The following is a 26,324-nucleotide window of genomic DNA, read 5'->3' on the forward strand; positions in this document are numbered from 1 at the left end:
TCGTATGTAAGACCAAGAGGTTAAAGGGTTCTGCTCCGCCGACCCTCCGCGCCAAAGCCGAAAAATGCTCCTGCCGTTCCGGCATTCTCGGCGGTCAGGTGGCGCAGCGGAGCGCCACGGACGGGTTCATGGCGTGTCGGCGACTTAACACCGGCCTAACCTTATTCTTTATGCAGACAGGCCGGAGTACTCTGGGCCTGTCTGTCACGCAGATCTTACTTTTTCTTCTGTAAAGCCGCTGCGAGTGCCGCACCCATGGCGCCTTGGGGAGCTGCTTGTTCTGGGCGGGCAGGGCGTGGTTGGCTTTGGTTGTTAGCCGCTGGGCGCTGATTGCTTTGATTACGCTCAGGGCTGCTTTCTCGCTGCGGGCTTGGCTTGCGGTCATTGCTGCGATCGGTGCGCACATTGCCACTGCCGTGATCGGCGGCGGTTTGTTCAAGACGCATGGTGAGCGCGATGCGTTTACGCTGCAGATCCACTTCCATCACTTTTACTTTTACGATATCGCCGGCTTTGACCACTTCGCGCGGGTCTTTAATAAAGCGATCCGTAAGGGCGGAAATATGCACCAAACCGTCTTGATGCACGCCAATATCTACGAAAGCACCGAAGTTAGTGACGTTGGTCACCACACCTTCTAACACCATGTCGAGCTCAAGGTCGCTGGGTTTTTCTACGCCTTCCATAAAGCGCGCCGCTTTAAACTCGGGGCGCGGATCTCGGCCGGGTTTATCCAGCTCTTTTAATATGTCTTGCACCGTCGGTAAACCAAAGGCCGCGTCCGTGTAGTTTTGTGGGCTAAGTTTGCGCAGCAATTCGCTGTTACCAATAATGGCCTGCACCGGCTGCTTTAAATCCGCGGCTATACGGTTTACTACCGGATAGGCTTCAGGGTGCACCGCGGAGGCATCGAGTGGGTTTTTACCATCACGAATACGCAAGAAGCCGGCACATTGCTCATAGGCTTTAGGCCCTAAACGCGGCACTTTTAATAACTGTTTACGCTCGGTAAACACCCCTTGTTCATCACGATAAGCCACGATGTTTTGCGCCAAAGTGGGCGTTAAGCCAGAGACGCGCGTCAGCAAAGGTGCCGAGGCCATGTTTACATCTACGCCCACGGCGTTTACGCAGTCTTCCACTACCGCATCCAGATTACGGGCCAGCTGCGTTTGCGACACATCGTGCTGATATTGGCCCACACCGATACTTTTAGGGTCGATTTTTACTAACTCGGCCAGCGGATCTTGTAAGCGACGAGCGATAGACACGGCACCGCGCAGCGATACATCTAAGTCCGGGAATTCATTGGCGGCTAATTCAGAAGCCGAATACACAGAGGCACCAGCTTCGCTGACCACTACTTTTTGTAGCTTTAGCTCTGGGCTTTGTTTGATCAGTTGCTCTACCAAGCGCTCGGTTTCCCGCGAGGCGATGCCATTACCGATACTGACCAAACTGACGTTATGGGCGCGGCACAATACCTCCAAGGAGCGTAAGCTTTGCTCTACCTTATTAAAGGGAGCAAACGGATAAACCGTATCTTGCGCCAACAGCTTGCCGGTGCCATCTACCACCACCACTTTAACGCCGGTACGAATGCCCGGATCCAAGCCCATGGTGACGCGCGCGCCTGCGGGTGCGGCCATCAGCAAGTCTTGCATATTGAGGGCAAATACCTTGATGGCTTCTACTTCTGCCTGCTCGCGGGCATGGCCTAACAGCTCGGTTTCCATCTGTAGCGACAACTTAACCCGCCAAGTCCAGCTTACTACGCCAGCCAGCCACGTATCGGCGGCGCGACCTTGGGCTTGCCAGCCAATAAAGCGCGCCACTATGCCTTCGCAGGGATGAGCGGTGGCTTTTTGAGAAAGAGTGCTGGCTTCGGTTTCCACGATAAGCGACAAGCTCAGCACACCTTCATTGCGGCCACGCAACATGGCTAACAAACGGTGCGATGGCACGCGGCTGATGGGCTCTTGATGCTCAAAGTAGTCTTTAAACTTGGCGCCGGTTTGCTCTTGTCCCGCAGTAACGCGGGCCTGTAATTGGCCGTGCTGCTGTAAATATTGGCGCACTGCTTCTAGCAAATCGGCTTGCTCGGCAAAGCGCTCCATTAAGATATATTTAGCGCCATCGAGGGCGGCTTTTTCATCCGCTACGCCTGCGTCCCCATTAATAAAGCGGGCGGCCATCGTTTGCGGATCTTGCGTGGGGTCATTAAATAAGCCATCAGCGAGGGGCTGCAAGCCCGCTTCAATGGCTATTTGACCTTTGGTGCGACGCTTAGGTTTATAAGGCAAATAAAGGTCTTCGAGACGGGTCTTGGTATCGGCGTTAAGCAGCTCTTTTTTCAGTGCCTCGCTTAGTTTGCCTTGCTCACTAATGGAGTGAAGGATCACGGCGCGTCTGTCTTCTAACTCGCGCAAATAATGCAGCCGACTGTCGAGGTTACGCAGCTGGGTATCATCTAAGCCGCCAGTGGCCTCTTTTCGATAACGGGAAATAAAAGGCACGGTCGCGCCTTCATCCAACAGCTTAACGGCGGCATCCACTTGAGATTTAGCGACACTCAGCTCGGTGGCCAAGGCGTGATTGATATTCGACATCTTTACTACTCCAGACCGCGGTGGTTCACGCAGCCAATAACAAAAGGCGATGTGCTTAAAGCCAGCCGTAGTGCAGAAGCAATACAGGGCTGAATGAAAGTTCGTTCGGCTCAAGATTTGAGAAATAGCTCGTAGGCGAGTGAGTGAGCCGAGAGCTCTATTATGAAGCAGTTGGGGGCGGTAATGAAAGGAGGCCATAAACGACAGCGACAAGCCATCGGCTAAAACAGATACTGTTTATTGTCGTCATGCTGGGCTTGCCCCAGTATCTCGTGGTGGTGCGCTGAGTATTAATAACAACACCGAGATCCTGATGTTCATCAGGAAGACGGCAAAAAAACAAAAGACGCCACACCTTGTAGCCCAACGCTTTAACTGCTGGTGCCGTGTGAGCTGGAACTGTTTTGCCGTTGACCTTAAACTAACTGACGGCTTACGGCTGCTCTGTAAAAGGCTGATATTGAATCTTATTGATATACCATTCTTTGATGCCGGAGGGGGTTTGTACCAGCACTTCGTCGTCCACTTGCTTGCCAATCAGGGCGCGAGCCATGGGGGAGTTAATGGTGATGTAATTGTTTTTCGGATCCATTTCATCACTGCCCACGATGCGATAGCGCACTACGTCACCCGCCTCGTTTTCTAACTCCACCCAAGCACCAAAGAACACCTTGCCGTCTTGGCGCGGATCGTAATCGACGATTTTTAGCGCTTCCAAGCGTTTCATCAAAAAGCGGATGCGCCTGTCAATCTCTCTAAGGCGCTTCTTGCCATATATGTATTCCGCGTTCTCACTGCGGTCGCCCATGGCGGCCGCTTCTGATACCGCTTGAGTCACGGCGGGGCGCTCTACCTTCCATAGCTCTTTTAACTCTAGGTCCAGCTTATGCCAGCCGGCACGGGTGATCAGGTTGGTTTTCATCGCTAAGTCTATTTAATGGCCAAACAATTGCTGGCCATTGTGGCTGAGCAGCTGAGAAGAAGGAAGCCTGAGCAAGAGCCGACAGTCGCGAGTCATAATCCCCGCAATTAGTCCCAGGCTGGGAAAGGGTCTGGTAAATCTTGCCAGTCGAGCGCCATTTCTTGCTCTGTGAGCAAGCATTCGTCAAGCTGGCGGTGCAGTTCATGAGCGTTTAATTGCTGGCCGATAAACACCAGCTCTTGGCGTTTATCGCCAAAAGGCGCTTGCCAGTTAGCGTGAATATGGGCGCGGCTTTCCTGCTCTGTAGGCCAGTCCGCTTCGGGTATGGCCTGCCAAAATAAGCCGGCACCGCCGTGATAAGCAATGCCCCCGGCTTGATGCCATTGGCCAATAAAGTCGGGGCGGCTGGCCAACCAGAAAAACCCTTTAGAGCGCAGTAACTTGCCGGCTTGTTCGGGCTCTTGCAGCCAGTTATAGAAGCGCTGCGGATGAAAAGGCGTGCGCGCCCGATAAACCGTGCTGCTAATGCCATATTCATCGGTTTCCGCCGTGTGTTCACCGCGCAAGGTTTGCATCCAGCCGGGGGCATTGGCGGCGCGTTCAAAACAAAAACGACCGGTATTCAGGATGCGGTTAATGTCCACTTGGCCTTGACTGATGGCAATGATTTCGGCTGTCGGATTTAAGCTGGTCAAAATCGCCTGCAGCTCACTCAGCTGGCTGGCAGACACTAAATCGGTTTTGCTGAGCAGCAATACATCACAAAACTCTACCTGATCGATCAACAAGTCGGTCACGCTGCGCGCATCGTCCTCGCCTAAGCTTTCGCCTCTGTCTTGTAAGTCGTCGGCGGCATTAAAGTCGGCTAAAAAATTCACCGCATCCACCACCGTGACCATGGTATCTAGGCGCGCGATAGTATTGAGACTAACGCCGTCCTCATCGCTAAAAATAAAGGTTTCTGCCACCGGTAAGGGTTCCGCAATGCCGGTGGACTCAATCAGCAGATAATCGAAGCGACCCGCTTTCGCTAAACGTGACACCTCCAGCAGCAAGTCTTCGCGCAAGGTGCAGCAGATGCAGCCATTGCTCAGTTCGATTAACTGCTCTTCGCCCCGGTGCAGGCTAACCTCACGATTAATGGTGGCCGCATCTATGTTCACTTCACTCATGTCATTCACGATCACCGCCACCCGCAAGCCTTGGCGATTATTAAGCACATGGTTAAGAACCGTCGTTTTGCCAGCACCCAGAAAACCCGATAAGACGGTGACGGGCAGGCGTGGATCATTAGGACTATGAGGGGAAAGCATGGGTTAATTCCGATGTTTGATAGATAATATACGGTTGTTATAACATAACAACTAGTGTCATAGTAAGCGCTTTCTTGCCCTTGGAACTAGGATGTTCAGCTATGACGTTTGCCCAGCCAGTGACTGCGCTCGACGAGCCTATTTGCTTTACCCGTGAAACCCCCGATGCCTTTACCCAGATTTATCAAGACGCCTGCCAACTCGCTCTTTGGCAAAGACCCGTACCCGCTGGGGCGGCTGGTTATATCAATGCTTTAACGCAGCAACAGCTACATATTAATGTGCGCCAGTTACTGCCAGTGACCCGTGTGACTGAGACGCTGAGCGCTGTTTTGCCGAAACTGGCGGGCTATGAGGATTTTGTCGCCGATGTGCAGCAATTGGCGGATATGTTTGCTTGTTTATTTGAGCTGAATTACCTAGGTTTGCGGCTGGCGAGCCTACAAACGGCCATGTGCCCAAGTTTTCATGTGGATCAGGTGCCATGTCGGTTAGTGACCACCTATCAAGGGCCGGGCACCCATTGGCTAAATACGAAGCAGCGCCGGTTTTTACTTGAAGGTAATACTGAAGCTAATAGCCAACAGCCAACACACTGGCAGCAGTTAGCAGTCGGTGAGGTGGCATTATTAAAAGGCGAAGGCTGGCAAGATAATATGGGCCGAGGTTTATGGCATAGATCTCCGCCGGTGCCAATCGGCGAGCGGCGCCTGTTTTTGTCTTTGGATATGGCGGAATAAAAAGCCGAGTGAACTCATTTGCAAGAGCTATCTGTCCTGCTGGCCGAAGCCTTGCCTACCGAGTTGTCGGTCATACATTTGATAGCCACGACATCAGCCGTCATGGTCAAAGGATGGACAAACAAATCGCCTGACGTCTGGCTTTTGTGGCAGACCAGTAAGGCATGATGTATTACCGCAGTCGTTGTTTTTGCTCCCAAGGCTCGGTCAGAAACCCAGTGTAGTTATTTAGTTAAAGGCAATGTAGTCAAAATGGGGATTGAAGGTGGCACTTTTCATGCTAATCAGTTCGGTTAAAGGCACCAATATGGCCCTGTGCTCCACCAGCACTTGGATGCATTCTTGCCGGTTGGGATCGTGAGTGGTATCTATGGCGATGCCATTAATCACGTCTCCCGAATTGAGCGTTAAAATCACGGGGTAACGATACAGGCAGGCAATTTCGATATAGTCGTGCTGTTCACAGTTCATCATCATCTTGCTCCTTATCGGCTTACGCCTCACGCCATATAGTTCAATGCTTATGTTTCAGTGCTGGTGCTTAAGTTCTTACACTTAAGTTTTAACCAAGCTAGCCCAAATGATCCAGCGGCAGGGCGGTTTCGTGCTTAATACGGCGCAGCACAAAGCTGGATCGCACGCCGGTTACGCCATTCACGCGGGTGAGCTTGCCCAGTAAAAACTGCTGATAATGCTCCATGTCGCGCACCACCACTTTTAACTGATAGTCGGCCTCGGTGCCGGTGACTAAGTCACATTCCAAGACTTCAGAAAAACCGTTAATGGCCGCATCGAAAGACTCAAATCGCTCTGGAGTATGGCGGTCCAGCGAGATATGAATGTAGGCTTGTAAGCTTAAACCTAGCTTATTGGCATTGAGTAAGGTGACATGCTCGGCAATTAAGCCGGCATCTTCCAAGGCTTTTACGCGTCGAGAGCAGGGTGAGGGCGATAAACCAACGCGCTCGGCCAGCTCCAGATTGCTAATGCGCCCATTAGCTTGCATCAGCTCTAAAATTCGGCGATCGGTTCTGTCGAGTTGCACTAGATTGCTCAAAATATTACCTCTGAGATATGACTAAGCTAATTTTGTATTATAAGGGGTGAATCATTGCGTTAGAAGCGGATTTTAACCGCATCTTTGCAACCACTCTCCTTAAGATAAGCGCTACTATAGCTTCATCTGCTGGAGACAAACAGACCGTTACCCTCGGAGCCTGTTGCAAGCCGATTTATCCCATCGGTACGCCTCACAAAGGCCGCATTTTAATCGAATGTTAGGCTGGGAACTGGGCCACAAGCCTAATACAGAGCATCAAAAGCCAGCCGCAGAGGCTGGCTTTGGTGTTTCTGGCATTTGGACGACGGCTGGTGCAGTGGTTCCCTTCGCATACCAAGGAGGATGGCGGAGGGCCTTGCTTTCTGTTGGGCAAGGCCGAGTCTGAACGGGTTGCTAGAAGCTGTAAAACTTCATAATCCAGAAGGTAATCATGCCCAGACACAAGGGCCAGAAGACCCCCTTGAAAGCCCAGGCCAGTATGGCCGTGACCAGAGCCGCCGTTATCTGTGCGACGCTCACCGAGTCCAGCGTGGTTTTATCCTGAAATATGACGGCAGGGATGGACAGCGCGGCCAGCACGGCGGGAGCCAGCAGCTGCAATGTGGTCTGGTGCTTACCAATATTGAAGCTGCCCCTGCCATGAAGATGCACGAACGACAGCCGAATGGCGAAGGTGCCGATGCAGACGGCGATAAATATCAACCAGAGTGTCAGGTTATCCATTGTTTTCCCTTTGTGCCTTCAGACTGATTTTGGTGATGAAAGAGCTGGCAATCAGGCCGATGGTGGTACCGCCGATAATGGCCGCAATAAAGCCCAGGTTATAGGGAAGCTGGATCAGGCTGGTTGCCACCAGAGCCGAAAACACCGCCGTGATCAGCGATGCCCGGTTACGGATACTCGATACCAGCATGGCGATGAATGCCAGGGGAATGGCGAACTCCAGTGACCACTCGGCCGGTATTTGCTCGCCAACCAGCAGGCCGAGGATGACAGAGCCAACCCAGCTTACCGCCAGCGCCACTGCCGTACCGGCGAAATAATAAAGCTTCTCCCTGTCACTCTGTTCGGGCGTAAAGCGAGTCGCACACAACCCATAGGCCTGATCGCTGATCAGGTATACCAGAGGCCATTTGTGGCGGGTCTTCAATGAGTGCAGCAGCGGGGCGAAGGTGGCGCTATAGATAAGGAAGCGAATATTCACCATTAACGCGGTGAAGATAATGACCGCCGGTAATGCCTGTTCTTGAATCAACTGATAGGCCGCCAGCTGTGCCGAGCCGGCAAAAAACAGCAATGTCATGCCAATGGTCATCTCGGGGCTGAAGCCCAGATTGGTGCCATTGGCCCCGGCAATGAGTCCAAAAGGCAATACCCCTGGTACCATCGGCAGCAAATCTCTTACCCCTTCCAAAAAATCACGCTTGCCGCTTGATGACATCTTTTATTGTCCTTGTATATTCAGGTGGTTTCGGGACGCAACAGACCCTGGAGTTCAATATCAGGCGAGTAGTTTACCGAAATGTTCAGTCGGTTGCAGACTATCGACCGGAGTCATGACCGACTCTGTAGGAGCTGGACCACAAGCCCAAGGCATAGAACATAAGACCACAGTACATAGCGGCAAGCGCCGATAAAAAAGAGCACTTTAAGTGCTCTTTTTTTATGCGTGGGTAAGAGAATGTGAGGCGTAAGAGGTAAGCACCAATGGCAGGAGGTATTTGCTTTATCACCTCATGCCTCACCATTCACTCCTCACATGTAAATTACTTAATCACTCCGCATGCCATGCGAGCACCGCCGCCGCCTAATGGGGCAGGATCGTCACTGTGGTTGTCGCCACCGGCGTGGATCATGATGGCACGGCCTTGAATTTGGCTGAGTTTTTCAAGCTTAGGCGCTAACAGGGGATAATTAGCATGGCCGTCCGCATCCACATACAGGGCTGGCAAATCACCTAAATGACCTTTGGCATCATAAGGCCCGAGATGTTGACCGGTTTTCTCTGGGTCAAAATGACCGCCTGCCGCACCGGCGGGGACTACTTTACCGTCGTCGCCTTTTTTCGGCCCGCAGTCTGGGCGTTCGTGAATATGAAAACCATGAATACCAGCTGCTAAATTAGATAAATTGGGGGTAAATAACAGGCCGTAGTCGGTTTCAGCCACCGCTATGGTGCCCAACGAGCTAGTGGTTCCTTGCTCATCCACCTGATGAATTTCAATACTCAAATCGTTCGCCAGTGCCGTGCCACTGAGGGCGGTGGCTAACAGCGCGCTCGTTAATAAAGCATATTTCATGATGACTCCCATTTAATACTGAGTTTTCGCATTGAAGGTTTCATACTGAATTTTCACTCTGATTCTTGCAAACTTAGTTTCCACATTAGAGCTACCCAAGCGTAGAGCACAGGTCGACAATATTCGAGAATGTTCGACCTAGGCTCGGCTATAAACCTGTTGGCTAAATCAGGCGTGGTGCGGTTTGCTTGCGGATCAATATGGGTATGGCTTTGGAAGTAGGTGTATCACTGCCATCGCCGACGCTGTGCAAGGGCACCAGCGGGTTGGTTTCTGGGTAATAGGCCGCCACGTTACCCGGCGGAATATCATAAGCCACCACCTTAAAGCCCTCTACTTTACGCTCCACATCGTCCAGCCAGACACTGCTTAACTCTACCCAGTCGCCTTCCTTTAATCCGCGGCGCTTTATTTCGTCTGGGTTCATAAACAACACCATGCGCTGGCCATAAACACCGCGATAGCGATCGTCCATGCCGTAGATAGTGGTGTTGTACTGATCGTGGGAACGCAGGGTTTGTAGGGTAGATAGCAGGCCTTGGGCCTTGGCGGTAATGGCTTCTGGGATCAGCTGAGTGGGCAGCGACGTGGCGGCAAAATTTGCCTTACCGTTCGCGGTTTGCCATTGATAACGGGCGGCACTGTTACCCAAATAAAAACCGCCGGGTGTTGTGAGGCGCTCATTAAACTGCTCAAAACCTGGCAAGGTGGCGGCCATGTGGTCGCGGATCAAATTGTAATCTTGTGCCATGGCGAGCCAGTCTAGTGGTTTGGTCCCCAGTATGGCTTGAGCAATACCGGCCACAATGGCGGTTTCTGAACGTTGCTGTGGGCTATTGGGCTTGCCCACGCCTTGGGAGGCATGCACCATGCTGAACGAGTCTTCCACCGTAATAAATTGCGGGCCATTGGCTTGCACGTCTTCTTCGGTGCGGCCCAGACAAGGCAAAATTAGCGTCTCTTTGCCGGCCATTAAATGGCTGCGGTTGAGCTTGGTACTAATTTGTACTGTGAGTGCGCAGTTGGTTAAGGCGCGCCCAGTGGCATGGGTGTCGGGAGCCGCCGCTGCAATATTGCCACCAAGGGCGATAAATACTTTTGACTGGCCGTCTAGCATGGCTTGAATGGCCGCCACGGCATTATGTCCGGCGTGGCGCGGCATCGGCTGCTTAAAGTGCTGCTCTAAATTGTCTAAAAAAGCGCTGCTGGGTTGTTCATTAATGCCCACGGTACGGTTGCCCTGCACATTGCTGTGGCCGCGCACTGGGCACAAGCCCGCCCCCGGCTTACCCAGCTGACCACATAACAGCTGTAAGTTAGTGATCTCTTGTATGGTGGCAACCGAATGTTTGTGCTGAGTAATGCCCATGGCCCAAGTAATAATTACCCGTTTAGCATCCGCATACACACGTGCTGCTTGAGTTATTTGTGTTTGGCTCAACCCCGATTGCTCGGTGATCTGCGCCCAAGAGGTGGCGGCAACTTGGGCAAGATAAGCATCTAGGCCAACCGTGTGCTCGGCGATAAAGTCGCGGTCAAAGATACCTGCTTTGCCCTCAGCCAAGGCGGCACTATCCCATACCAGTAATTGCTTAACCATGCCGCGCACCGCCGCCATATCGCCCCCTAAGCGCGGGCAAAAATAATGGCTGGAAATACGCGAATCTGCGGGCGTGAGCATCTCGATAGGGCTTTGCGGATCCGCGAATCGCTCTAGTCCTCTTTCTTTTAGGTTGTTAAAGCTAACAATGGCGGCGCCGTTGCGGGCGGCATTGCGCAAGCTATGTAACATGCGCGGATGGTTAGTGCCGGGGTTTTGGCCAAACACGAAAATAGCATCGGCTTCGTCGAAGTCTTTTAGTGTGACGGTACCCTTGCCCACGCCAATGGCTTGGGTGAGTGCAACCCCGCTGGCTTCGTGGCAGAGATTGGAGCAATCAGGAAAGTTATTGGTACCAAAACTGCGGCCAAATAATTGATACAGATAGGCGGCTTCGTTGCTGGCGCGGCCTGAGGTATACAGCTCTAATTGGTCTGGATGCTCCAGCGCCTGCAAATGACGGGCGATAAGCGCAAAGGCATCTTGCCAAGAAATAGGCTGGTAATGATCCGTTTCCCGATTAAGCACCATGGGCTGCTCGAGCCGACCTTGATATTCGAGAAAGTAATCACTTTGGCGCAATAGGTGGCTGAGCGAATGTTGGGCAAAAAAAGCGGGGGTAACGCGCTTGGTGGTGGCTTCCCAGCTAATGGCCTTGGCGCCGTTTTCACAAAAGGAAAAGTGTTTGCCCGGTTCATCTCCCCAAGCACAGCCTGGGCAATCGAAGCCTTTTACCTTATTGGCCCGCAATAGGTTGCGAATATTGGCCGCGGGTTGTTTGCTGCCAAACACAAAGCGGGTGGTGGATGACAATGCGCCCCAGCCACCGGCGGGGCCTTGATACGGTTTAATTTTTTTGCTCATAACCAGACTCAACCCAGCGAATAAATGCCTAACTCAATAAAATCAGTGTAGACAGCCAGTCTTAGGTGATCTAATTGAAAGGATCGATAAGATGATTGATGTTATCTATCAATGAATCTTCAAATCATCTTTTATATTGATTAAAGGCGAGCCGGTTATGGACATTAAACAGCTGCATTATTTGTGTGCTTTGGCACAAGAGCGCCATTTTGGCCGCGCGGCACAAGCCTGCCACGTTACGCAGCCCACGCTGTCGATGCGGCTTAAACAACTGGAAACTGAGCTTGGAATGCTGCTGATCCGCCGCGGCAAACAGTTTGAAGGCTTTACACCCGAAGGTGAGCGGGTATTGGTGCAGGCACAGGTGCTATTAAGCCATTATGACAACCTTAAATTAGAAGTGGCAGCGATGAAAGGCAGCCTCACCGGTACGGTGCGCATCGGTTTAGTGCCGTTAAGCTGTATGGACTTAAGCCCGATATTAGTGCGTTTGCAGCAGCGTTATCCTCATTTGAGTTTTGAGCTCAATGATATGACCGCTGATGAGATTTTGCAGGGCTTAGCCAATAACAGCCTTGATATCGGTGGCGGCTTTTTTGAAACTGAGGTGTTGGCGCGATTAAACAGCTTGGCGCTGCCAGAGCAAGGCGTGGTGGTGGCCTTTGGCCCGGGCTGGCGTGAGCGCATTCCTGCCGCGCCTACCTTGGCAGACTTAGCCGAGTTACCTTTATGTTTACCTAAAGCGGGGATGTATTTCCGTCGTTATCTCGACACGCTGTTTGCCCAGCAAAACATTCAGTTGCAACCGGTCTTGAGCTCCAATTCTGTGTATCGCTTGATGCGCGCCGTGCACTCTAGCCTAGGATGCGCGCTGATCCCTGCTGGCAGTGTGTTGTTTGCCGAGCTGCCAGGTGTGGAAATTCGGCCTCTGGCATTACCTGCTATGGCGCGCCTTGGTGCGCTAGTGATGCGTAACGATGAGCATGCTAGCGTACTGGCCAAAGGCTTTTTTGATGTGGCCAAAGAATGCTGGCATCCCACGCCATAATCATGCGCCGTTACTGTGCTCCATAACTAGACGCCATAACTATGCGCTATGTTCTATGATTATTACTTAATCTCGTAAAGGGCGGCACCTGTCTATGTGGGCTTGTGCTTGGCTAACTGAGCATAGTGATAACAATAATGAGCATGGATATGCGACTGCAATATGATCAGGATGATTCTGAGCATGGCTTTACCAAGCTGATGGCGGTAGAAAATACTGACTGGCAGCAGTTGTGTCAGCAAGTGCGCCAAACGAGTGGCGCGTTAGGCACGTGTTTTGCGTTTTTTTCCGACCAACAACCTGCGCCGCGACGGGTGATGGGACGACGTTGGCCGTTATTACCTAAATGGACTGCTGCCGATTATCAATTTATTTGGCAGAAAAAATCTTTTTATAATGCCATTTCTGGACCAGATCTGGCTTCAAAATCTTATGTGGCCGTGCCCATAGTACGCGGCGAGCTGCACGGATTAATACTGCTTAAATACCAGACTACTGCACCCTTGCTAAACCCAGAGCAACGCATGCTGCTGGATATTTTGGCGGTGCAGGCGGCACTCTTGTGGCAGGAGAGAGGGGAGCAAGAGAGAGAACGGCAAGAACGCGACGCCCAGGCGCAAAAGGGGCAAGAGATAGGAGCGCAAGAAGGTGCCGGCCAAGAAGAAGCATTGCCAGCACGCTCACCTGTGCCAAGCCATCACCTACGAGAAGATACCTCACAGCGCTTACTCAAGCGCTTGAAAATATTATTTGATCATGCGCCTATTCCCATTAATGTCTTTAATGCCGAGGGGCGCTGCATCTTGTGGAATGAAGCTTGTGAACGCGTGTTTGGTTGGAGCCGTAATGACATAAAGCAACACCCAGCACCGCTGAATTTATTTTATCCGGATGCCAGTGATCAGCGCCAAGTGAAAGCCGCGTTTTATGGCGCTAACGATTCTGAGTTTCAGGAGTGGCGGCCTTACCATCGCAATGGTCAGCGCCTCACTATGCAGTGGGCCAATATTAAGCTGCCCTATGGCGATACCTTATGTGTGGGCCATGATATTAGCGATCAAAAAGAGATAGCGCACCAACAGCGACTAGCGGCCAATGTTTTTGAGTCTAGCTACGACGGCATTATGGTCTCAGATGCTGAGCATTGTATTACTCATATCAACCCCGCCTTCACGCGCATTACTGGCTACAGCTTAGAAGAAGTAAAAGGCCGCTATCCTGCTTTTCTTAAGCATTTGTCGGTAGACCGAGAGCTCTACCATGAATTATGTGAGCATCTTAAAACCGCCGATCACTGGCAAGGTGAGCTCACCAGCTTGAGAAAAAATGGTGAAAGCTATTCGCTGTTATTAGCGGTGACTGTGGTGAAGGATGAAGCGGATAACGTACTTAGCTATGTGGCCGTATTCACTGATATTACTTATTTGAAGCTGCATGAGGCTCAATTACGGCATCAGGCTTTTCACGATGCCTTAACTGGGGTGCCCAATCGACTGTTATTTGGTGAGCTGCTAGAGCGCGCCATTAGCACAGCTGAGCGTAATGAAGGGCAGCTGGCGGTCTGTTACTTGGATCTCGATGGCTTTAAGGCGGTGAATGATAATTTAGGCCATGCGGCGGGCGATAAGTTATTGATTGAAGTGAGTCGTCGGCTCGGCTTAATCACGCGCAGCTGTGATGCCATGTCGCGTTTAGGCGGCGATGAGTTTGCCTTGTTATTTACGGCTCTTCATTCCAGCTTAGAGTGCGATGAAATACTGAATCGGGTACAAAAAATAATCAGCCAACCGTTTGATCTTGATGAAGACATTGTGAATATCTCTGCCAGTATCGGTGTGGCCCTGTATCCACAAGATGCTCATGAGGCGGAGTTATTGCTGCGCTTCGCGGATCAAGCCATGTATCAGGCTAAAAAGCAGGGTAAAAACGCCTATGTGTTCTTTGATGCCATCGTGCATCAGCAAGAGCAAAGCCAACACCAGCATTTTTCTCAGGTGAGAGCAGGCTTTCGCGGTGATGAATTCTTACTCTATTACCAACCCGCGGTGGATTTGCATACCCAAAGCGTAGTTAAGCTGGAAGCCTTATTACGTTGGCAACACCCAGAGCGTGGCTTGTTGATGCCCGCCGATTTTTTGCCGGTGATCATGAATAGCCCATTAGAGCTGGAGTTGGGGCTGTGGGTGATAGAAGAAGTGCTCAAACAAATGAGTGCTTGGCGTGAACAAGGGCTGGTTTTTAAGATTAGCGTTAATGTGGGGGCGGGTCAGTTAATGCATCCAGATTTTACGGAACAACTGAGCGAGCTGTTGGCGCGATATCCCTCATCACTGGCGTCCTCACTGGAATTAGAGTTTCAGGAAAGTGCGGTGTTAGCGGATATCAATGCGGCGGTGGCGGTATTGCAGCGCTGCCGTGGCTTAGGCATTAGCATGTCGTTGGATAACTTTGGTACCGGCTATGCATCTTTGAATCATTTAAACCAATTGCCGGTAGACACCATTAAAATTGATCGCAGTTTTATCCGTGATTTATTGTCCAATGCCCACGATCTGAGCATGGTTACTAGTGTTATTCAGCTGGCAACGACCTTGAAATTGAACGTAATGGCCGATGGGGTTGAACGTGCAGAGCAGGGAGTACGCTTGCAGCAGCTAGGATGCGCCCAGGTACAAGGCTACGGTATTTCTCAGCCTCTGCCGCCGGCCCATATCGATGGCTGGCTAAAAAACTGGGCCAATAAAAAAAGATAGGAGGGCCCTCCTATCTTTCATATTTACACCGCACACTCTTCCAGCAAAAAAGCTACAACTGTGGGCCTGCGGCTACCAATGCCTTGCCTTCGTTGGTATCGGTAAACTTCTCGAAATTAGCGATAAAACGCTGGGCTAAAGCTTGCGCTTTTGTCTCCCACTCCTGAGTTTCGGCGTAGGTATTACGTGGGTCTAAGATGGCATTGTCTTCTATGCCGACTAAGTGGCGAGGAAGAGCGAGCTGGAAGTAAGGTAACTCAACAAACTCTGCCTCTTCGATAGAGCCGTCTAAAATGGCATTAATAATGGCGCGGGTGGCGGTAATTGAAATGCGCTGGCCGGTGCCGTTCCAACCGGTATTCACCAAATACGCTTCGGCGCCAACCGCATCCATGCGTTTGGCCAGCACCTCTGCATATTGAGTAGGATGTAAGCTTAAGAAAGCGGCCCCAAAGCAGCTAGAGAAAGTGGGGGTGGGCTCGGTAACGCCGCGCTCTGTGCCGGCCAGCTTGGCGGTAAAACCCGATAAAAAATGATACTGAGCTTGTTCGCGGCTGAGCTTACTCACCGGCGGCAATACGCCAAAGGCATCGGCAGTTAAGAAAATGACCTTTTTGGCATGGCCGGCCCGAGAAGCGGGCTTAACAATATTATCGATATGGTAGATAGGGTAAGAAACGCGGGTATTTTCGGTTTTGCTGCCATCGTTAAAATCGATACTGCCATTGGCTAACACGGTGACATTTTCTAACAGTGCATCGCGGCGAATGGCGGCATAAATTTCTGGCTCCAGTTCAGCGCTGAGCTTAATGGTTTTGGCGTAACAGCCGCCTTCAAAGTTAAAGATGCCGTCATCGTCCCAACCGTGTTCATCATCGCCGATTAACGCACGCTCCGAGTCGGTGGAGAGCGTGGTTTTACCGGTACCACTTAAACCAAAGAAAATAGCCACGTCGCCATCTTTGCCGACGTTCGCCGAGCAGTGCATAGCGGCAATACCTTTGAGCGGCAATAGGTAGTTCATGATGGAGAACATGCCTTTTTTCATTTCACCGCCATACCAAGTGCCACCGATCAGCTGCACCCGCTCGGTGAGGTTAAAGGCCACGAAATTTTCGCTGTTTAAGCCTTGGGCTTGCCAGTTAGGATTAGTGCACTTAGCGCCATTCATCACCACAAAATCCGGCTCAAAGTCGGCGAGCTCGGCCTCGGTAGGGCGAATAAACATGTTTTTTACAAAATGCGCCTGCCAAGCCACTTCGGTGATAAAGCGCACCGCCAGTCGAGTACTTGGGCTGGCGCCACAAAAAGTATCCATCACAAATAAGCGCTTACCAGATAATTGCTCGGTAACCAGGCTCTTGAGTTCAGTCCAGGTTTGCTGACTCATGGGTTTATTGTCGTTTTTCCCCTGATCGGCCCACCATAGGGTGTCGCGGGTGAGATCGTCGCGCACTAGGTATTTATCTTTAGGGGAGCGGCCAGTAAAGATGCCGGTGTCGACGGCCACGGCGCCAAGATGAGTCTCGACTCCTTGTTCATAACCGTTTAAATCGCTGCGGGTTTCTTCAATAAATAGCTGTTCGTAGGTTGGGTTATGCAAGATGTCGGTCGCATCATGGATGCCGTATTGGGAAAGGTCTAACTGCTGCGCCGGATGCGTCATTGTTATCTCCAGAAGGGGGAATTTTAAATAAGCATAGGTGCAGATGTGATTTATGCCGGTGGTCGAGTAATAAAATTGTGCTAATTAGCGGATTTAGTTCAAGTTTTAGACATTAGGGTCAACAGACCCTAGGCATTCAATGAATAAAAAAAGGGGCGCTAGGCCCCATTATTAAATGTGCGCCATTAATGCAGAGTGGGCGGCTCATTAAACAGACTCTTGATGTCTGTTTCTTCAAAGCCATATTGCTGACCACAATAGTCACAATTCATCTCGATCTTACCTTGCTCTTGTATGACATCAAGCGCCTCGGCTTCGCCGATTTGCAGTAAGGCTTGTTCGCATTTTTCGCGCGAGCAGGTGCACTGAAAGCTCACCGCTTGTGGATCAAACACCCGCACCGCATCTTGATGATACAAGCGATATAACACTTCATGCGCGTCTAGGTTGATCAGCTCCTCGGCTTTAATGGTGTTAGTGAGCGCCTCTAAATGCGAGAAGTCGTCGCCTTGGCCATCGGGCATGGCTTGTAACAGCATGCCGGCACAGCGCGGCATGTCGTGGCTTAAGTCGGTAAACAGCCAGATACGAGTAGTGAGCTGTTCCGATTGGGCGAAGTAATTTTCTAGGCTTTCGCTTAAAGAACGCTGGCCTAATTCCACTATGCCCTGATAACGCTCGCCTTCAAACGGGGTAATAGTGATGGCTAAATAACCATTGCCGACAATATCTGACAGCTGGTCGCTGTCTGGCACTTCGCCTTCCCAGCGCGCTACGCCGCGCAGTTGCTGCAGGTTATCACCGTTAATCACCGCCAATGACACAGGGCCGTCGCCTTGCAGCTGCACGGTAATGTGGCCTTCAAATTTAAGGGTGGCGGTCAGCAAACTGGTGGCGGTGAGCAGCTCGCCGAGCAGCCGTTGTACCGGAACCGGATAGTTTTGCGAAGCCAGTACTTGCTGATAGCTGTGCTGCAGTTGTACCAGCTCGCCTCGCACTTGGTAGTTGTCGAACAAGTAACGATGTAATGTGTCGATATGAGTCATAACAATCCTGTCTCGGCCTTAAGCCACTGTGATTTTGTAGTAAGCTATTTCGTCGTAAATGATGTCGTTGTAAATGGTGTCATGGTAAATATGGGGGCGCGATGCCGACTAACAAGGTTAAGCCTTTGCGCCATTCGTTTAACGCCATATGTCTAACGCTGTACGCCTTACGTAAAAGCATTCCGCTGTTTTATGTCGTATAGCGTAAGGCGTTTAACGTACGGCTTTGTTTGTGCCTATTCTTGGCCGTGCTTAATTTTTAATAAAGAGCGCCGCTCTTTTTTATCGGGCCGCCGCTCTGGGCTGGGCGCAAAAAGCGTATTGAGCTTACGCGCCTCGGCATTTTTTTCGCGCTTTTTAATGCTCTCGGCTGTTTCTTGATACAAGGCTTGGGCTTGTTCGGCCTTGCCTCTGTGCTCTGAGATCGCCAGCACCAATACTTCTCTGTCATCGCTGCCTTGGCGTAGTTTCACAAGATCGCCCACTTCCACCAGCTTGCTGGGTTTGCTGCGATAACCATTATAATGCACTTTACCGCCTTCGATCATGGTGCGGGCTAGGCTGCGGGTCTTATAGAATCGGGCGGCCCATAGCCATTTATCCAACCGCACACTGCTAGTTACTGCTTTCATCTGGCTCGCTCTTTAGTAGTGATGAATGAGTAAAGCTCAAAAATTAATGATACCAGAAGCCACCTCATCCGGCTGATTTTGGCGGTTAATCCGTGCTTGTCATCATATTGTAGGCAGACGTTTACCCTAAGTTGCGATAATCTCTGGGTAGGCTTAGCCAAAAGATGGGAATAGACGTGGCGGACAACAAGCAAAAACCTCAAATACTCGCAACTGAATTGGTGGCACAAAGCCGTTTATTCAAGGTGGAGTCGGTACATCTTAGATTCAGCAATGGAGTAGAGCGCCTTTATGAGCGCATGAAAAACAGTGGCCGCGGATCCGTGATGCTGGTGCCCATGCTGGATGAGCACACTATTTTATTGATCCGAGAATACAGTGCCGGCACCGACAGTTACGAGTTGGGGTTTCCTAAAGGCTTAATTGATCCCGGTGAAGATGCCTTGGTCGCGGGTAATAGAGAGTTAATGGAAGAAGTGGGTTATGGCGCGCGACAACTCATACCCTTAAAGCAAGTCACGCTGGCGCCCGGTTATTTTGGTAGCCGAATGGATATCTTATTAGCGCGAGATCTGTACCCTGAACAACTAGAAGGGGATGAGCCGGAACCACTTGATGTGGTGCCTTGGCGATTAGATCAACTGGATGAGTTGATGGCAAGGCCTGACTTCAGTGAAGCCCGCAGCATTTGTGGTGTATATTTGCTGCAAAACTGGCTCAATAAAAAGGAGTAAATATGGATGTTCCTGCTTTGTTACCCAGTGTGATTGCCGCCGCCCGCGAGGCGGGAGATCTGATTTTGTCGCTCTATAACAGTGGCGATTATCAAGCACAAAATAAAGACGATAATAGCCCGGTGACGGATGCAGACTTAGCGGCGCATGAGTTTTTAAAAGTGGCGCTGCGCGATATTGCTGATATTCCGGTGTTATCGGAAGAAGGCTGTGAAGCCCCCTTGGCGAAGCGCAACAGCTGGCCGCGCTATTGGTTGGTCGATCCGCTGGATGGCACCCAAGAATTTATTGCCGGCAGCGGTGATTTCTCGACCATGATCGCCTTGATTGAACACGGCAAGCCGGTATTGGGTGTGGTGTATGGCCCGGTTAATAATCTGCTGTATTATGCGGCGCGTGGCTTTGGTGCCTTTAAAGAAGCGGATGGCCAAGTCCGTGCCATTAGTGCCAGCCATTATGATGCGAGCAAACCGCTGCGCAGTCTTCGGATCACCGTTAGTCGTCGGCAAAATGTCGACTGGGTGCGCGCACGGCTCACCACAGCCCTCGATTATCAGCTGGTGCCGCTAGGTTCAAGCTCGTTAAAGTCGTGTTTGGTGGCAGAAGGCGGTGCGGATATCTATATGCGTATTGGCCCTACCGGTGAGTGGGACACGGGTGCTACTCAGTGCATAGTAGAAGAGGCAGGCGGGCGTATTGTTGACCTCTATTTAGGGCCATTAAGTTACAACCAACGCGAGACGTTGATTAATCCTAATTTTATTACGATGGGCGATCCCGAGCTCACTTGGGCCAACATCTTAATCAAGCCAGAAGGGGCGGGTGATAAATAATCACCCAGTTTGAGCTGCTAAGTTTAAACAGCAGACTCGAGCATAAACATTAGACATAAAAAAAGCAGGAGCCGACATGAGTGGGCTCCTGCTTTTTTGTATTCTGTGTTCTGAGGTTTACTCTACGTCGTCGACGTCAAAGTCTTCAATCTCTATACCGAGTTTCGCCATAATATCTCGCGCACGGGCCGGAATTTGATCGGGTACGTCTTTTCGCAAATCATCGTCTTGGGGTAAAGGCTGGCCAGTATAGGCATGCAAAAATGCTTCACACAGCAATTCGCTGTTGGTGGCATGACGCAAGTTATTCACCTGCCGACGGGTGCGCTCATCGGTTAATATCTTTAACACCTTGAGAGGTATGGACACGGTAATCTTTTTTACCTGTTCATTTTTTTTGCCGTGCTCGGCGTAAGGGCTGATATAGTCGCCGTTCCATTCAGTTTTCATTATCTACCCGCATCAAGGTTATTAAAGGTTAAAAATCCGAGCGAGATTGTAACCCCTACACCTTATATTGGCAATCCAACAGCTTAGATGCTTGGACGTCTAGGTGGCTTGACGGCCTGCTTGCGCTGGGTTACTGTGCGGGCAAGCAATTATAATAAATTTAATACATCAGGCTGCCAGTGGGCAAAGGAGAACATATGCCAGATTACCAGACTCAAACTCATGCGGTTCGTACCGGCATTGACACGGATACGCAGCATGGCGCCGTAGTGCCGCCCATTTATCTGAGCAGCACCTTTTCGTTTGAGGACTTTGGTAAGCAGCGCCGTTTCGATTATGCCCGCTCGGGCAACCCGACCCGTCAAACCTTGATTGATGCGCTCACCAAATTAGAAAAAGGCGCGGGCGGCGCGGTAACGGCCAACGGTACCGGCACTATTAACCTGATCGTCACCTCACAGTTAAACGCCGATGACTTATTAATCGCACCCCACGATTGTTATGGCGGCACTCATCGCCTGTTTAATGCCTTTGCCAAAAAAGGCCACTTTAAAGTGGAATACGTCGATCAAACTGACGAGGTCGCATTGGCCGCCGCCATGGCAAAAAAGCCGAAGATGCTGTGGATTGAAACCCCGTCTAACCCCTTACTGCGCGTGGTCGATATTGCCGCCTTGTGTGCGGCGGCCAAAGAAGTGGGCGCGCTGAGCGTGGTGGATAACACCTTTTTATCGCCGATTTTACAACAGCCCCTGACCTTGGGCGCGGATTTAGTGGTGCACTCCACCACTAAATACATTAACGGCCATTCAGATGCGCTGGGTGGCGCCGTAATTGCGGCGTGCGCTGAGTTAGCGGAAGAGCTGCGTTGGTGGGCCAACTGCTTAGGCGTAACTGGACCGGCCTTTGATAACTATCAAACGTTACGCGGCCTGCGCACACTGGGGGTGCGGATGCGCCAGCACTGCGAAAATGCCGATGCTATCTTGGCGTATTTGCAGACGCGTACCGAGGTCAAAGCCATTTATCACCCGAGCTTACCAGACAGCCCTGGGCATGAAGTGGCAGCACGTCAGCAGTCGGGTTTTGGTGCCATGCTCAGCTTTGAGCTGGATACAGACGAAGCCGGTATGCGCGCCTTTTTGGGCGAGCTGAAACTGTTTTGTTTGGCGGAGTCTTTAGGTGGTGTCGAAAGTTTGATTGCTCACCCCGCCACCATGACTCACGCAGCTATGCCGGAAGCGGATCGCCTGATCGCAGGCATTAATGATCAACTGCTGCGGGTGTCTGTGGGCATTGAAGATGCGCGGGACTTAATCGCCGATTTTGACAATGCATTTAAGGTGTTAAGCAAGTAATGACTCAGCCCTCAAGCCCAGACAAAGCCGAAGCGCGTAACTCGAATCGTCCGGTCCATAAATTTGGTGGCAGCAGTTTGGCTGATGCTACCGGTTTGCAGCGTGTGGCCGACATTATTAGTAACGAAGGCCAAACCGATGCGCTGGTGGTGGTCTCTGCTTCTGGCAAAACCACCAATCGCTTAATTGAGCTGCTTAATCTATTTGATAGCGGCGACAGTGCCGCTGCCACCACGCTAGAAGGCATATACAGCTATCAGCAAGGGCTTATTACGAGCACATTGCCGGAAGTTGAGGCTGAGCGCTTGCAAGCGGCACTGGATGTAGACATCAACACCATCGCTCATGTGCTAGAAAGCCAGCGACTCGATGATTATCAGCGTAACTTTATTCAAGCCTTTGGTGAGCAGTGGTCCGCCCGTTTATTGAGTGCATTACTGAGCAGCCAAGGGGTGACATCTTCGCCTTTGGATGCCCGTGAATTTTTACGGGTAAGTGGCTCGCCGGTACAGGTGGACGACGCTACTTCTCGCCAACTGTTGGTGAACCTATTTAGTGCGCGCAGCAATCAGGTGTTAGTGGTAACCGGTTTTATTGCCGGCGACGACCAAGGCCGCACGCGCTTATTAGGCCGTAATGGCTCGGACTTTAGCGCTACCTTATTGGCGTTATTGGCGGGCAGTTCACACACCACCATTTGGAGTGATGTGCCGGGGGTGTTTAGTGCCGATCCGAGACGGGTTTCGGAGGCGCAATTATTGTCTCGTTTATCACTGGCAGAGGCGGCCGAATTGGCGCGCTTAGGCTCGTCGGTATTGCATAATCGCACCTTGGGGCCGGTGGCCGAGAGTGGGCAGCAGCTTATGTTGCGCAGCAGTTATCACCCGAGTGATGGCCATACTCGCATCTTACGGCACGACCCGCGAGATCCTGGGGCTCGCATCGTGACCTCGGTGGACGACGCGGTATTAATTGAGATGAGTATCTCGGATCGCTATCACGAGCGGGTGAATGCGCTCACCGAGTGGCTCACTCGTCGCGAGTTAGCGCCCTTGGCCTGCAAACGCCGGCCTGAGCGCAAGTTGTGGCAAATTGCCTATACCCCAGAGCAAGCGCAGCAGGTGTTTTCTTTGTTGCGTGACCATCAAACCGCCGGTGGTTTTGAAGACTTGCAGCAGCGCGAAGGTTTCTCGCTAGTGGCCTTGGTCGGCAAAGGCGTGACTGTGCAACCTGAGCAGTGTTTACACTTTTATCACGCGCTTAATGAGCAGCCGCTGGAGTTTATTCAGCCCGCTGTTAACGGCCTCAGCCTAGTGGGTGTGGTGCGAAAAATGGTGCTGGAACCGCTGTTACTGCGTTTGCATAATAGCTTGTTCAGCCGGCCTAAACGCATTGGGCTGATTTTGTTTGGCCGGGGTAATATCGGCCAAGCGTGGCTTAAATTATACCAAGCACAACAGGCCAATCTTGAGCAGCAGCTTAATGTGCAGCTCACCTTATTCGGTGCCTTTAACTCCCAAGGCGGGCTGTTATCGAGCCAAGGCTTAACCGTGGAGCAACTGCTGCATGACTTTCAGCCGGAGCCTGTGCAGTGGCCCAACTGGTTAGAAGACATTGCCGAGCATGGTTTTGATCAGCTTATTGCGCTGGACTTTACCGCCTCTGAATCTTTAGTGGCACATTATCCGGCGTTAGTGGCACAGCGCATTCATCTGATTGCTGCCAACAAACTGGCTGGCGCTGCTGCCCAAGACTTTTATCTGCCGCTTAAGCAGAGCTTGGTTGAGCACGATGTGCAGTTTCTCAGTAATGCCACTGTCGGCGCCGGTTTACCGGTGCAAAGCAGCATTAAGCAGCTGCAGCACTCGGGCGAGCAAGTGCGGGCCATTAGCGGTATTTTCTCCGGTACCTTGAGTTGGTTGTTTCAGCACTTTGATGGCAGCCAGCCGTTTTCTGAGTTGGTATTGCAGGCCTGGCAGCAAGGCTTAACCGAGCCGGATCCGCGAGAAGACCTTAATGGCCAAGATGTACAGCGCAAGCTGGTGATCTTGGCCCGCGAAGCCGACTTTGATCTCGATCCTGCACAGGTAAAAGTACAAAATCTAGTACCTGATTCATTGCTGGCACTCGATAAAGAAGCCTTCTTCGACCGCTTATCCGAGCTGGACGCCACTATGGCCGACCAGCTGGCTACAGCCGATGAGGTAGACGGCGTCTTGCGTCATGTGGCCCGCTTTGATGGCATAACCGGCAAGGCAGAAGTGGGGCTAGAAGTGGTCAGCCGAGATCATGCTTTCGCGCATGTGCGCCCCGGCGACAATATCTACGCCATAGAAACTACTCACTATCGCCAAAACCCGTTAATTATTCAGGGGCCCGGTGCAGGGCGTGAAGTCACGGCGGGCGCCATGCAAGCGGACTTATGGCAACTGCTGGCGAGTTTGTGATGGCTCTGTGAGGCGTGAATAGTGAGGGGTGAGGAGCCAAACACCGAATCGGGAGGTCTGGTTTTGTTCTCTATCCTTTCGCCTCACGCTTTACTCCTCACGATTAACAGTCCAAACAAAAAGGCTCCCAATGGGAGCCTTTTTTATCAGTGAGATGAAGAGTAAAGGGTTAATGGTAAAGAGAAACACCTAACCTTCAGGTGGGATGCACTTTCTGCCGTCTTGATGTTATCTCGTCCACTTCACCCCTCACCTTTAATTAGCCGCAGTGTATCATGGCGTTTGGCGATAAGATTTCCGCCAGTTGTTCATCGGTTAACAGCTGTTCTTTGCGTACCAATTCGGCCACGCCTAAGCCACTTAACAGTGCCTGACCGGCGATGCGGCTGGCGTTGTCGTAGCCAATATAAGGCACCAAGGCGGTGACGATGCCGATGCTGTTTTCTACGTGGAAGGCGCAGCGCTCTTCGTTGGCGGTAATGCCACGAATGCACAGCTCATCCAGCATGTGAATGGACTTGCTCAAGATGCGGCAGTTGTTCAGCAAGTTATAAATAATCAGCGGCTCCATGGCATTTAGCTGCAGCTGCGCGGCTTCGGCAGCCATGGTCACTGTCATGTCGGTGCCCATTACCTGAAACGCAGTTTGGTTCATTGCCTCAGGAATAACTGGGTTTACTTTGCCGGGCATAATGGACGAGCCGGGCTGCATGGCCGGCAGGTTGATCTCAGAAAAACCGGTGCGCGGGCCGCTGGACAACAAACGCAAGTCGTTGCTCAACTTAGATAATTTAACGGCTAGGCGCTTTAAGGTGCCGGAGAACGTCACGAAGGCACCCATGTCGGAGCTGGCGGCAATCAAGTTAGGCGCCAAACGCACGGGCAGGCCACTGATGTCAGCCAATTCGTTCACGGCTAAGCAGGCATAACCGGCGGGGGCGTTAATGCCGGTACCGATGGCGGTGCCGCCTAAGTTCACTTCACATAACTGCATGCAGGCTTCGTTGATGCTGGCGTTTTCTGCGGCTAAATCTGCGGCAAAGGCGTCGAACTCTTGGCCTAAGGTCATGGGCACCGCATCTTGCATTTGGGTACGACCCATCTTCAAGATCTCGGCAAATTCGGTGCCTTTGGCTGCCAAGCTTTCTTTCAAGTTGGCGACCGTGACCATCAGCTCTTGCGCGGCAAACACTATGGCTAAGCGCGCCGACGTTGGGTAAACGTCGTTGGTGGACTGGGAGCGGTTAACATCGTTGTTGGGATGCAAGTTTGCGTATTGGCCGTATTCGAAGCCCAGCTTTTTCAAGCCGATATTGGCGATCACTTCGTTGGCATTCATATTGGTAGAAGTGCCGGCGCCGCCTTGAATTAAATCTACAATAAACTGCTCATGGTGCTTACCATTAATCAGCTCGGCGCAGGCCGCTTGAATGGCGTTATTTTTATCGTCAGTTAATAAACCATACTGATGGTTAGCGCGTGCGGCGGCAGCTTTAACCATGGCTAGTCCTTTTACTAACTCAGGAAAGTGGCTGATGGGCATGCCAGTAATATCGAAGTTTTTCTTGGCGCGCTGAGTCTGTATGCCATAAAGGGCATCAGCGGGTACGGCTTGGTCACCGAGTAAGTCGTGTTCGATGCGAGTTTGGACCTGGCTTTGGGGTGGTTCAGTAGCGGTTTCGATATTCATAAGTCCCTTTAGAAGTTAGGTAAGTAAAATAGCGCCGATGACGACTAGGTGCAGAACACGCTCAGCAAACGACGCCATTGGCATCCGTTTGACGGGAAGGCAACGGCTCTGATCTACAGAGGAGGCCGAGCGAGCGGGGTAAAGCCCTAAGCGTGCACTTTTTCAGCATATTTATTCGCGTGGTTATTAGCCAAAGTATGTGCTGTTGAAAGCGGGTTTCTAACGCGCAAACTAAGCCCTAGCGATACTGAATGCCGTC

The 26,324-nt window shown here is 51.5% G+C and carries 21 protein-coding genes; 7 read left to right on the forward strand and 14 right to left on the reverse strand.

Annotated elements, in window-relative coordinates:
* Positions 1-215: 215 nt before the first annotated feature.
* The 3 genes from R0134_RS00715 to zigA all read right to left on the reverse strand — a co-directional run bounded on the left by R0134_RS00715 (position 216) and on the right by zigA (position 4,844).
* Positions 216-2,609 carry a Tex family protein gene (locus R0134_RS00715; RefSeq protein ID WP_319783024.1) on the reverse strand — a complete coding sequence of 798 codons (2,394 nt, stop codon included), beginning with the start codon at positions 2,607-2,609 and terminating at the stop codon, positions 216-218.
* Positions 2,610-3,042: 433 nt separating this feature from the next.
* The gene (gene greB, locus R0134_RS00720) at positions 3,043-3,531 is read right to left on the reverse strand and encodes a transcription elongation factor GreB (RefSeq protein WP_319783025.1); all 489 of its coding nucleotides are present in this window, start codon (positions 3,529-3,531) and stop codon (positions 3,043-3,045) included.
* 107 nt (positions 3,532-3,638) lie between these two features.
* A complete protein-coding gene (gene zigA, locus R0134_RS00725) occupies positions 3,639-4,844 on the reverse strand; it encodes a zinc metallochaperone GTPase ZigA (RefSeq protein WP_319783026.1) in 1,206 nt (401 codons plus the stop codon).
* 101 nt (positions 4,845-4,945) lie between these two features.
* On the opposite strand from zigA, the gene R0134_RS00730 reads away from it, so the two are divergent.
* Positions 4,946-5,584 (forward strand): DUF1826 domain-containing protein, encoded by a 639-nt coding sequence (locus R0134_RS00730; protein WP_319783027.1) that lies wholly within the window; start codon positions 4,946-4,948, stop codon positions 5,582-5,584.
* A 228-nt stretch (positions 5,585-5,812) separates the two neighbouring features.
* On the opposite strand, the gene R0134_RS00735 is transcribed toward R0134_RS00730, so the two are convergent.
* From R0134_RS00735 to R0134_RS00760, 6 genes are all read right to left on the reverse strand, one after another.
* A complete protein-coding gene (locus tag R0134_RS00735; RefSeq protein ID WP_319783028.1) occupies positions 5,813-6,061 on the reverse strand; it encodes a Rho-binding antiterminator in 249 nt (82 codons plus the stop codon).
* Positions 6,062-6,155: 94 nt separating this feature from the next.
* On the reverse strand, positions 6,156-6,590 hold the full coding sequence (locus tag R0134_RS00740; RefSeq protein WP_319784276.1) for an Lrp/AsnC family transcriptional regulator: 435 nt from the start codon (positions 6,588-6,590) through the stop codon (positions 6,156-6,158).
* Between the two features lie 447 nt (positions 6,591-7,037).
* A complete protein-coding gene (locus R0134_RS00745) occupies positions 7,038-7,367 on the reverse strand; it encodes an AzlD domain-containing protein (RefSeq protein WP_319783029.1) in 330 nt (109 codons plus the stop codon).
* A complete protein-coding gene (locus R0134_RS00750) occupies positions 7,360-8,085 on the reverse strand; it encodes an AzlC family ABC transporter permease (RefSeq protein WP_319783030.1) in 726 nt (241 codons plus the stop codon). Before R0134_RS00750 ends, R0134_RS00745 begins: the two co-directional genes overlap by 8 nt.
* Before the next feature lie 325 nt (positions 8,086-8,410).
* The gene (sodC, locus tag R0134_RS00755) at positions 8,411-8,944 is read right to left on the reverse strand and encodes a superoxide dismutase [Cu-Zn] SodC (RefSeq protein WP_319783031.1); all 534 of its coding nucleotides are present in this window, start codon (positions 8,942-8,944) and stop codon (positions 8,411-8,413) included.
* Between the two features lie 163 nt (positions 8,945-9,107).
* Entirely contained in the window at positions 9,108-11,408 is a 2,301-nt protein-coding gene (locus R0134_RS00760) for an FdhF/YdeP family oxidoreductase (RefSeq protein ID WP_319783032.1), read from the reverse strand.
* 157 nt (positions 11,409-11,565) lie between these two features.
* Between R0134_RS00760 and R0134_RS00765 the strand changes: the two genes are divergently transcribed.
* Together R0134_RS00765 and R0134_RS00770 are read left to right on the forward strand one after the other, a co-directional pair.
* A complete protein-coding gene (locus R0134_RS00765) occupies positions 11,566-12,456 on the forward strand; it encodes a LysR family transcriptional regulator (RefSeq protein WP_319783033.1) in 891 nt (296 codons plus the stop codon).
* A 137-nt stretch (positions 12,457-12,593) separates the two neighbouring features.
* Positions 12,594-15,209 (forward strand): EAL domain-containing protein, encoded by a 2,616-nt coding sequence (locus R0134_RS00770; protein WP_319783034.1) that lies wholly within the window; start codon positions 12,594-12,596, stop codon positions 15,207-15,209.
* A 52-nt stretch (positions 15,210-15,261) separates the two neighbouring features.
* Here R0134_RS00770 and pckA read toward each other — a convergent pair whose 3' ends face one another.
* The 3 genes from pckA to hslR all read right to left on the reverse strand — a co-directional run bounded on the left by pckA (position 15,262) and on the right by hslR (position 18,553).
* Positions 15,262-16,875 carry a phosphoenolpyruvate carboxykinase (ATP) gene (gene pckA / locus R0134_RS00775; RefSeq protein ID WP_319783035.1) on the reverse strand — a complete coding sequence of 538 codons (1,614 nt, stop codon included), beginning with the start codon at positions 16,873-16,875 and terminating at the stop codon, positions 15,262-15,264.
* Between the two features lie 185 nt (positions 16,876-17,060).
* On the reverse strand, positions 17,061-17,921 hold the full coding sequence (gene hslO, locus R0134_RS00780; RefSeq protein ID WP_319783036.1) for an Hsp33 family molecular chaperone HslO: 861 nt from the start codon (positions 17,919-17,921) through the stop codon (positions 17,061-17,063).
* 236 nt (positions 17,922-18,157) lie between these two features.
* Complete coding sequence (hslR, locus tag R0134_RS00785; protein ID WP_319783037.1) at positions 18,158-18,553, reverse strand: ribosome-associated heat shock protein Hsp15; 396 nt, start codon at positions 18,551-18,553, stop codon at positions 18,158-18,160.
* Between the two features lie 164 nt (positions 18,554-18,717).
* On the opposite strand from hslR, the gene nudE reads away from it, so the two are divergent.
* Both nudE and cysQ read left to right on the forward strand, forming a co-directional pair.
* On the forward strand, positions 18,718-19,287 hold the full coding sequence (gene nudE / locus R0134_RS00790; protein ID WP_319783038.1) for an ADP compounds hydrolase NudE: 570 nt from the start codon (positions 18,718-18,720) through the stop codon (positions 19,285-19,287).
* 2 nt (positions 19,288-19,289) lie between these two features.
* Positions 19,290-20,120, forward strand: coding sequence for a 3'(2'),5'-bisphosphate nucleotidase CysQ (gene cysQ / locus R0134_RS00795; protein WP_319783039.1), 831 nt, complete (start codon positions 19,290-19,292; stop codon positions 20,118-20,120).
* A 117-nt stretch (positions 20,121-20,237) separates the two neighbouring features.
* Here cysQ and metJ read toward each other — a convergent pair whose 3' ends face one another.
* The gene (gene metJ, locus R0134_RS00800; protein ID WP_319783040.1) at positions 20,238-20,570 is read right to left on the reverse strand and encodes a met regulon transcriptional regulator MetJ; all 333 of its coding nucleotides are present in this window, start codon (positions 20,568-20,570) and stop codon (positions 20,238-20,240) included.
* 197 nt (positions 20,571-20,767) lie between these two features.
* Here metJ and metB point away from each other — a divergent pair, with 197 nt between their 5' ends.
* Both metB and metL read left to right on the forward strand, forming a co-directional pair.
* On the forward strand, positions 20,768-21,928 hold the full coding sequence (gene metB / locus R0134_RS00805) for a cystathionine gamma-synthase (RefSeq protein ID WP_319783041.1): 1,161 nt from the start codon (positions 20,768-20,770) through the stop codon (positions 21,926-21,928).
* On the forward strand, positions 21,928-24,375 hold the full coding sequence (gene metL / locus R0134_RS00810) for a bifunctional aspartate kinase/homoserine dehydrogenase II (RefSeq protein ID WP_319783042.1): 2,448 nt from the start codon (positions 21,928-21,930) through the stop codon (positions 24,373-24,375). The genes metB and metL overlap by 1 nt, the downstream gene beginning before the upstream one ends.
* A 259-nt stretch (positions 24,376-24,634) precedes the next feature.
* Here metL and R0134_RS00815 read toward each other — a convergent pair whose 3' ends face one another.
* Positions 24,635-26,065 carry an aspartate ammonia-lyase gene (locus R0134_RS00815; protein ID WP_319783043.1) on the reverse strand — a complete coding sequence of 477 codons (1,431 nt, stop codon included), beginning with the start codon at positions 26,063-26,065 and terminating at the stop codon, positions 24,635-24,637.
* Positions 26,066-26,324: the final 259 nt, after the last annotated feature.

The sequence above is a fragment of the Oceanisphaera sp. IT1-181 genome (genome assembly GCF_033807535.1).
Classification (GTDB): Bacteria; Pseudomonadota; Gammaproteobacteria; order Enterobacterales; family Aeromonadaceae; genus Oceanimonas.

Coding starts and splice junctions, on each gene's coding strand:
- R0134_RS00750 (WP_319783030.1), bottom strand. CDS start 8,085: ATGTCATCAAGCGGCAAGCGTGATTTTTTGGAAGGGGTAAGAGATTTG.
- R0134_RS00735 (WP_319783028.1), bottom strand. CDS start 6,061: ATGATGATGAACTGTGAACAGCACGACTATATCGAAATTGCCTGCCTG.
- metL (WP_319783042.1), top strand. CDS start 21,928: ATGACTCAGCCCTCAAGCCCAGACAAAGCCGAAGCGCGTAACTCGAAT.
- hslR (WP_319783037.1), bottom strand. CDS start 18,553: ATGAAAGCAGTAACTAGCAGTGTGCGGTTGGATAAATGGCTATGGGCC.
- sodC (WP_319783031.1), bottom strand. CDS start 8,944: ATGAAATATGCTTTATTAACGAGCGCGCTGTTAGCCACCGCCCTCAGT.
- R0134_RS00760 (WP_319783032.1), bottom strand. CDS start 11,408: ATGAGCAAAAAAATTAAACCGTATCAAGGCCCCGCCGGTGGCTGGGGC.
- nudE (WP_319783038.1), top strand. CDS start 18,718: ATGGGAATAGACGTGGCGGACAACAAGCAAAAACCTCAAATACTCGCA.
- R0134_RS00745 (WP_319783029.1), bottom strand. CDS start 7,367: ATGGATAACCTGACACTCTGGTTGATATTTATCGCCGTCTGCATCGGC.
- R0134_RS00815 (WP_319783043.1), bottom strand. CDS start 26,065: ATGAATATCGAAACCGCTACTGAACCACCCCAAAGCCAGGTCCAAACT.
- zigA (WP_319783026.1), bottom strand. CDS start 4,844: ATGCTTTCCCCTCATAGTCCTAATGATCCACGCCTGCCCGTCACCGTC.
- R0134_RS00740 (WP_319784276.1), bottom strand. CDS start 6,590: ATGCAAGCTAATGGGCGCATTAGCAATCTGGAGCTGGCCGAGCGCGTT.
- greB (WP_319783025.1), bottom strand. CDS start 3,531: ATGAAAACCAACCTGATCACCCGTGCCGGCTGGCATAAGCTGGACCTA.
- cysQ (WP_319783039.1), top strand. CDS start 19,290: ATGGATGTTCCTGCTTTGTTACCCAGTGTGATTGCCGCCGCCCGCGAG.
- R0134_RS00715 (WP_319783024.1), bottom strand. CDS start 2,609: ATGTCGAATATCAATCACGCCTTGGCCACCGAGCTGAGTGTCGCTAAA.
- metB (WP_319783041.1), top strand. CDS start 20,768: ATGCCAGATTACCAGACTCAAACTCATGCGGTTCGTACCGGCATTGAC.
- R0134_RS00730 (WP_319783027.1), top strand. CDS start 4,946: ATGACGTTTGCCCAGCCAGTGACTGCGCTCGACGAGCCTATTTGCTTT.
- hslO (WP_319783036.1), bottom strand. CDS start 17,921: ATGACTCATATCGACACATTACATCGTTACTTGTTCGACAACTACCAA.
- metJ (WP_319783040.1), bottom strand. CDS start 20,570: ATGAAAACTGAATGGAACGGCGACTATATCAGCCCTTACGCCGAGCAC.
- R0134_RS00770 (WP_319783034.1), top strand. CDS start 12,594: ATGAGCATGGATATGCGACTGCAATATGATCAGGATGATTCTGAGCAT.
- pckA (WP_319783035.1), bottom strand. CDS start 16,875: ATGACGCATCCGGCGCAGCAGTTAGACCTTTCCCAATACGGCATCCAT.
- R0134_RS00765 (WP_319783033.1), top strand. CDS start 11,566: ATGGACATTAAACAGCTGCATTATTTGTGTGCTTTGGCACAAGAGCGC.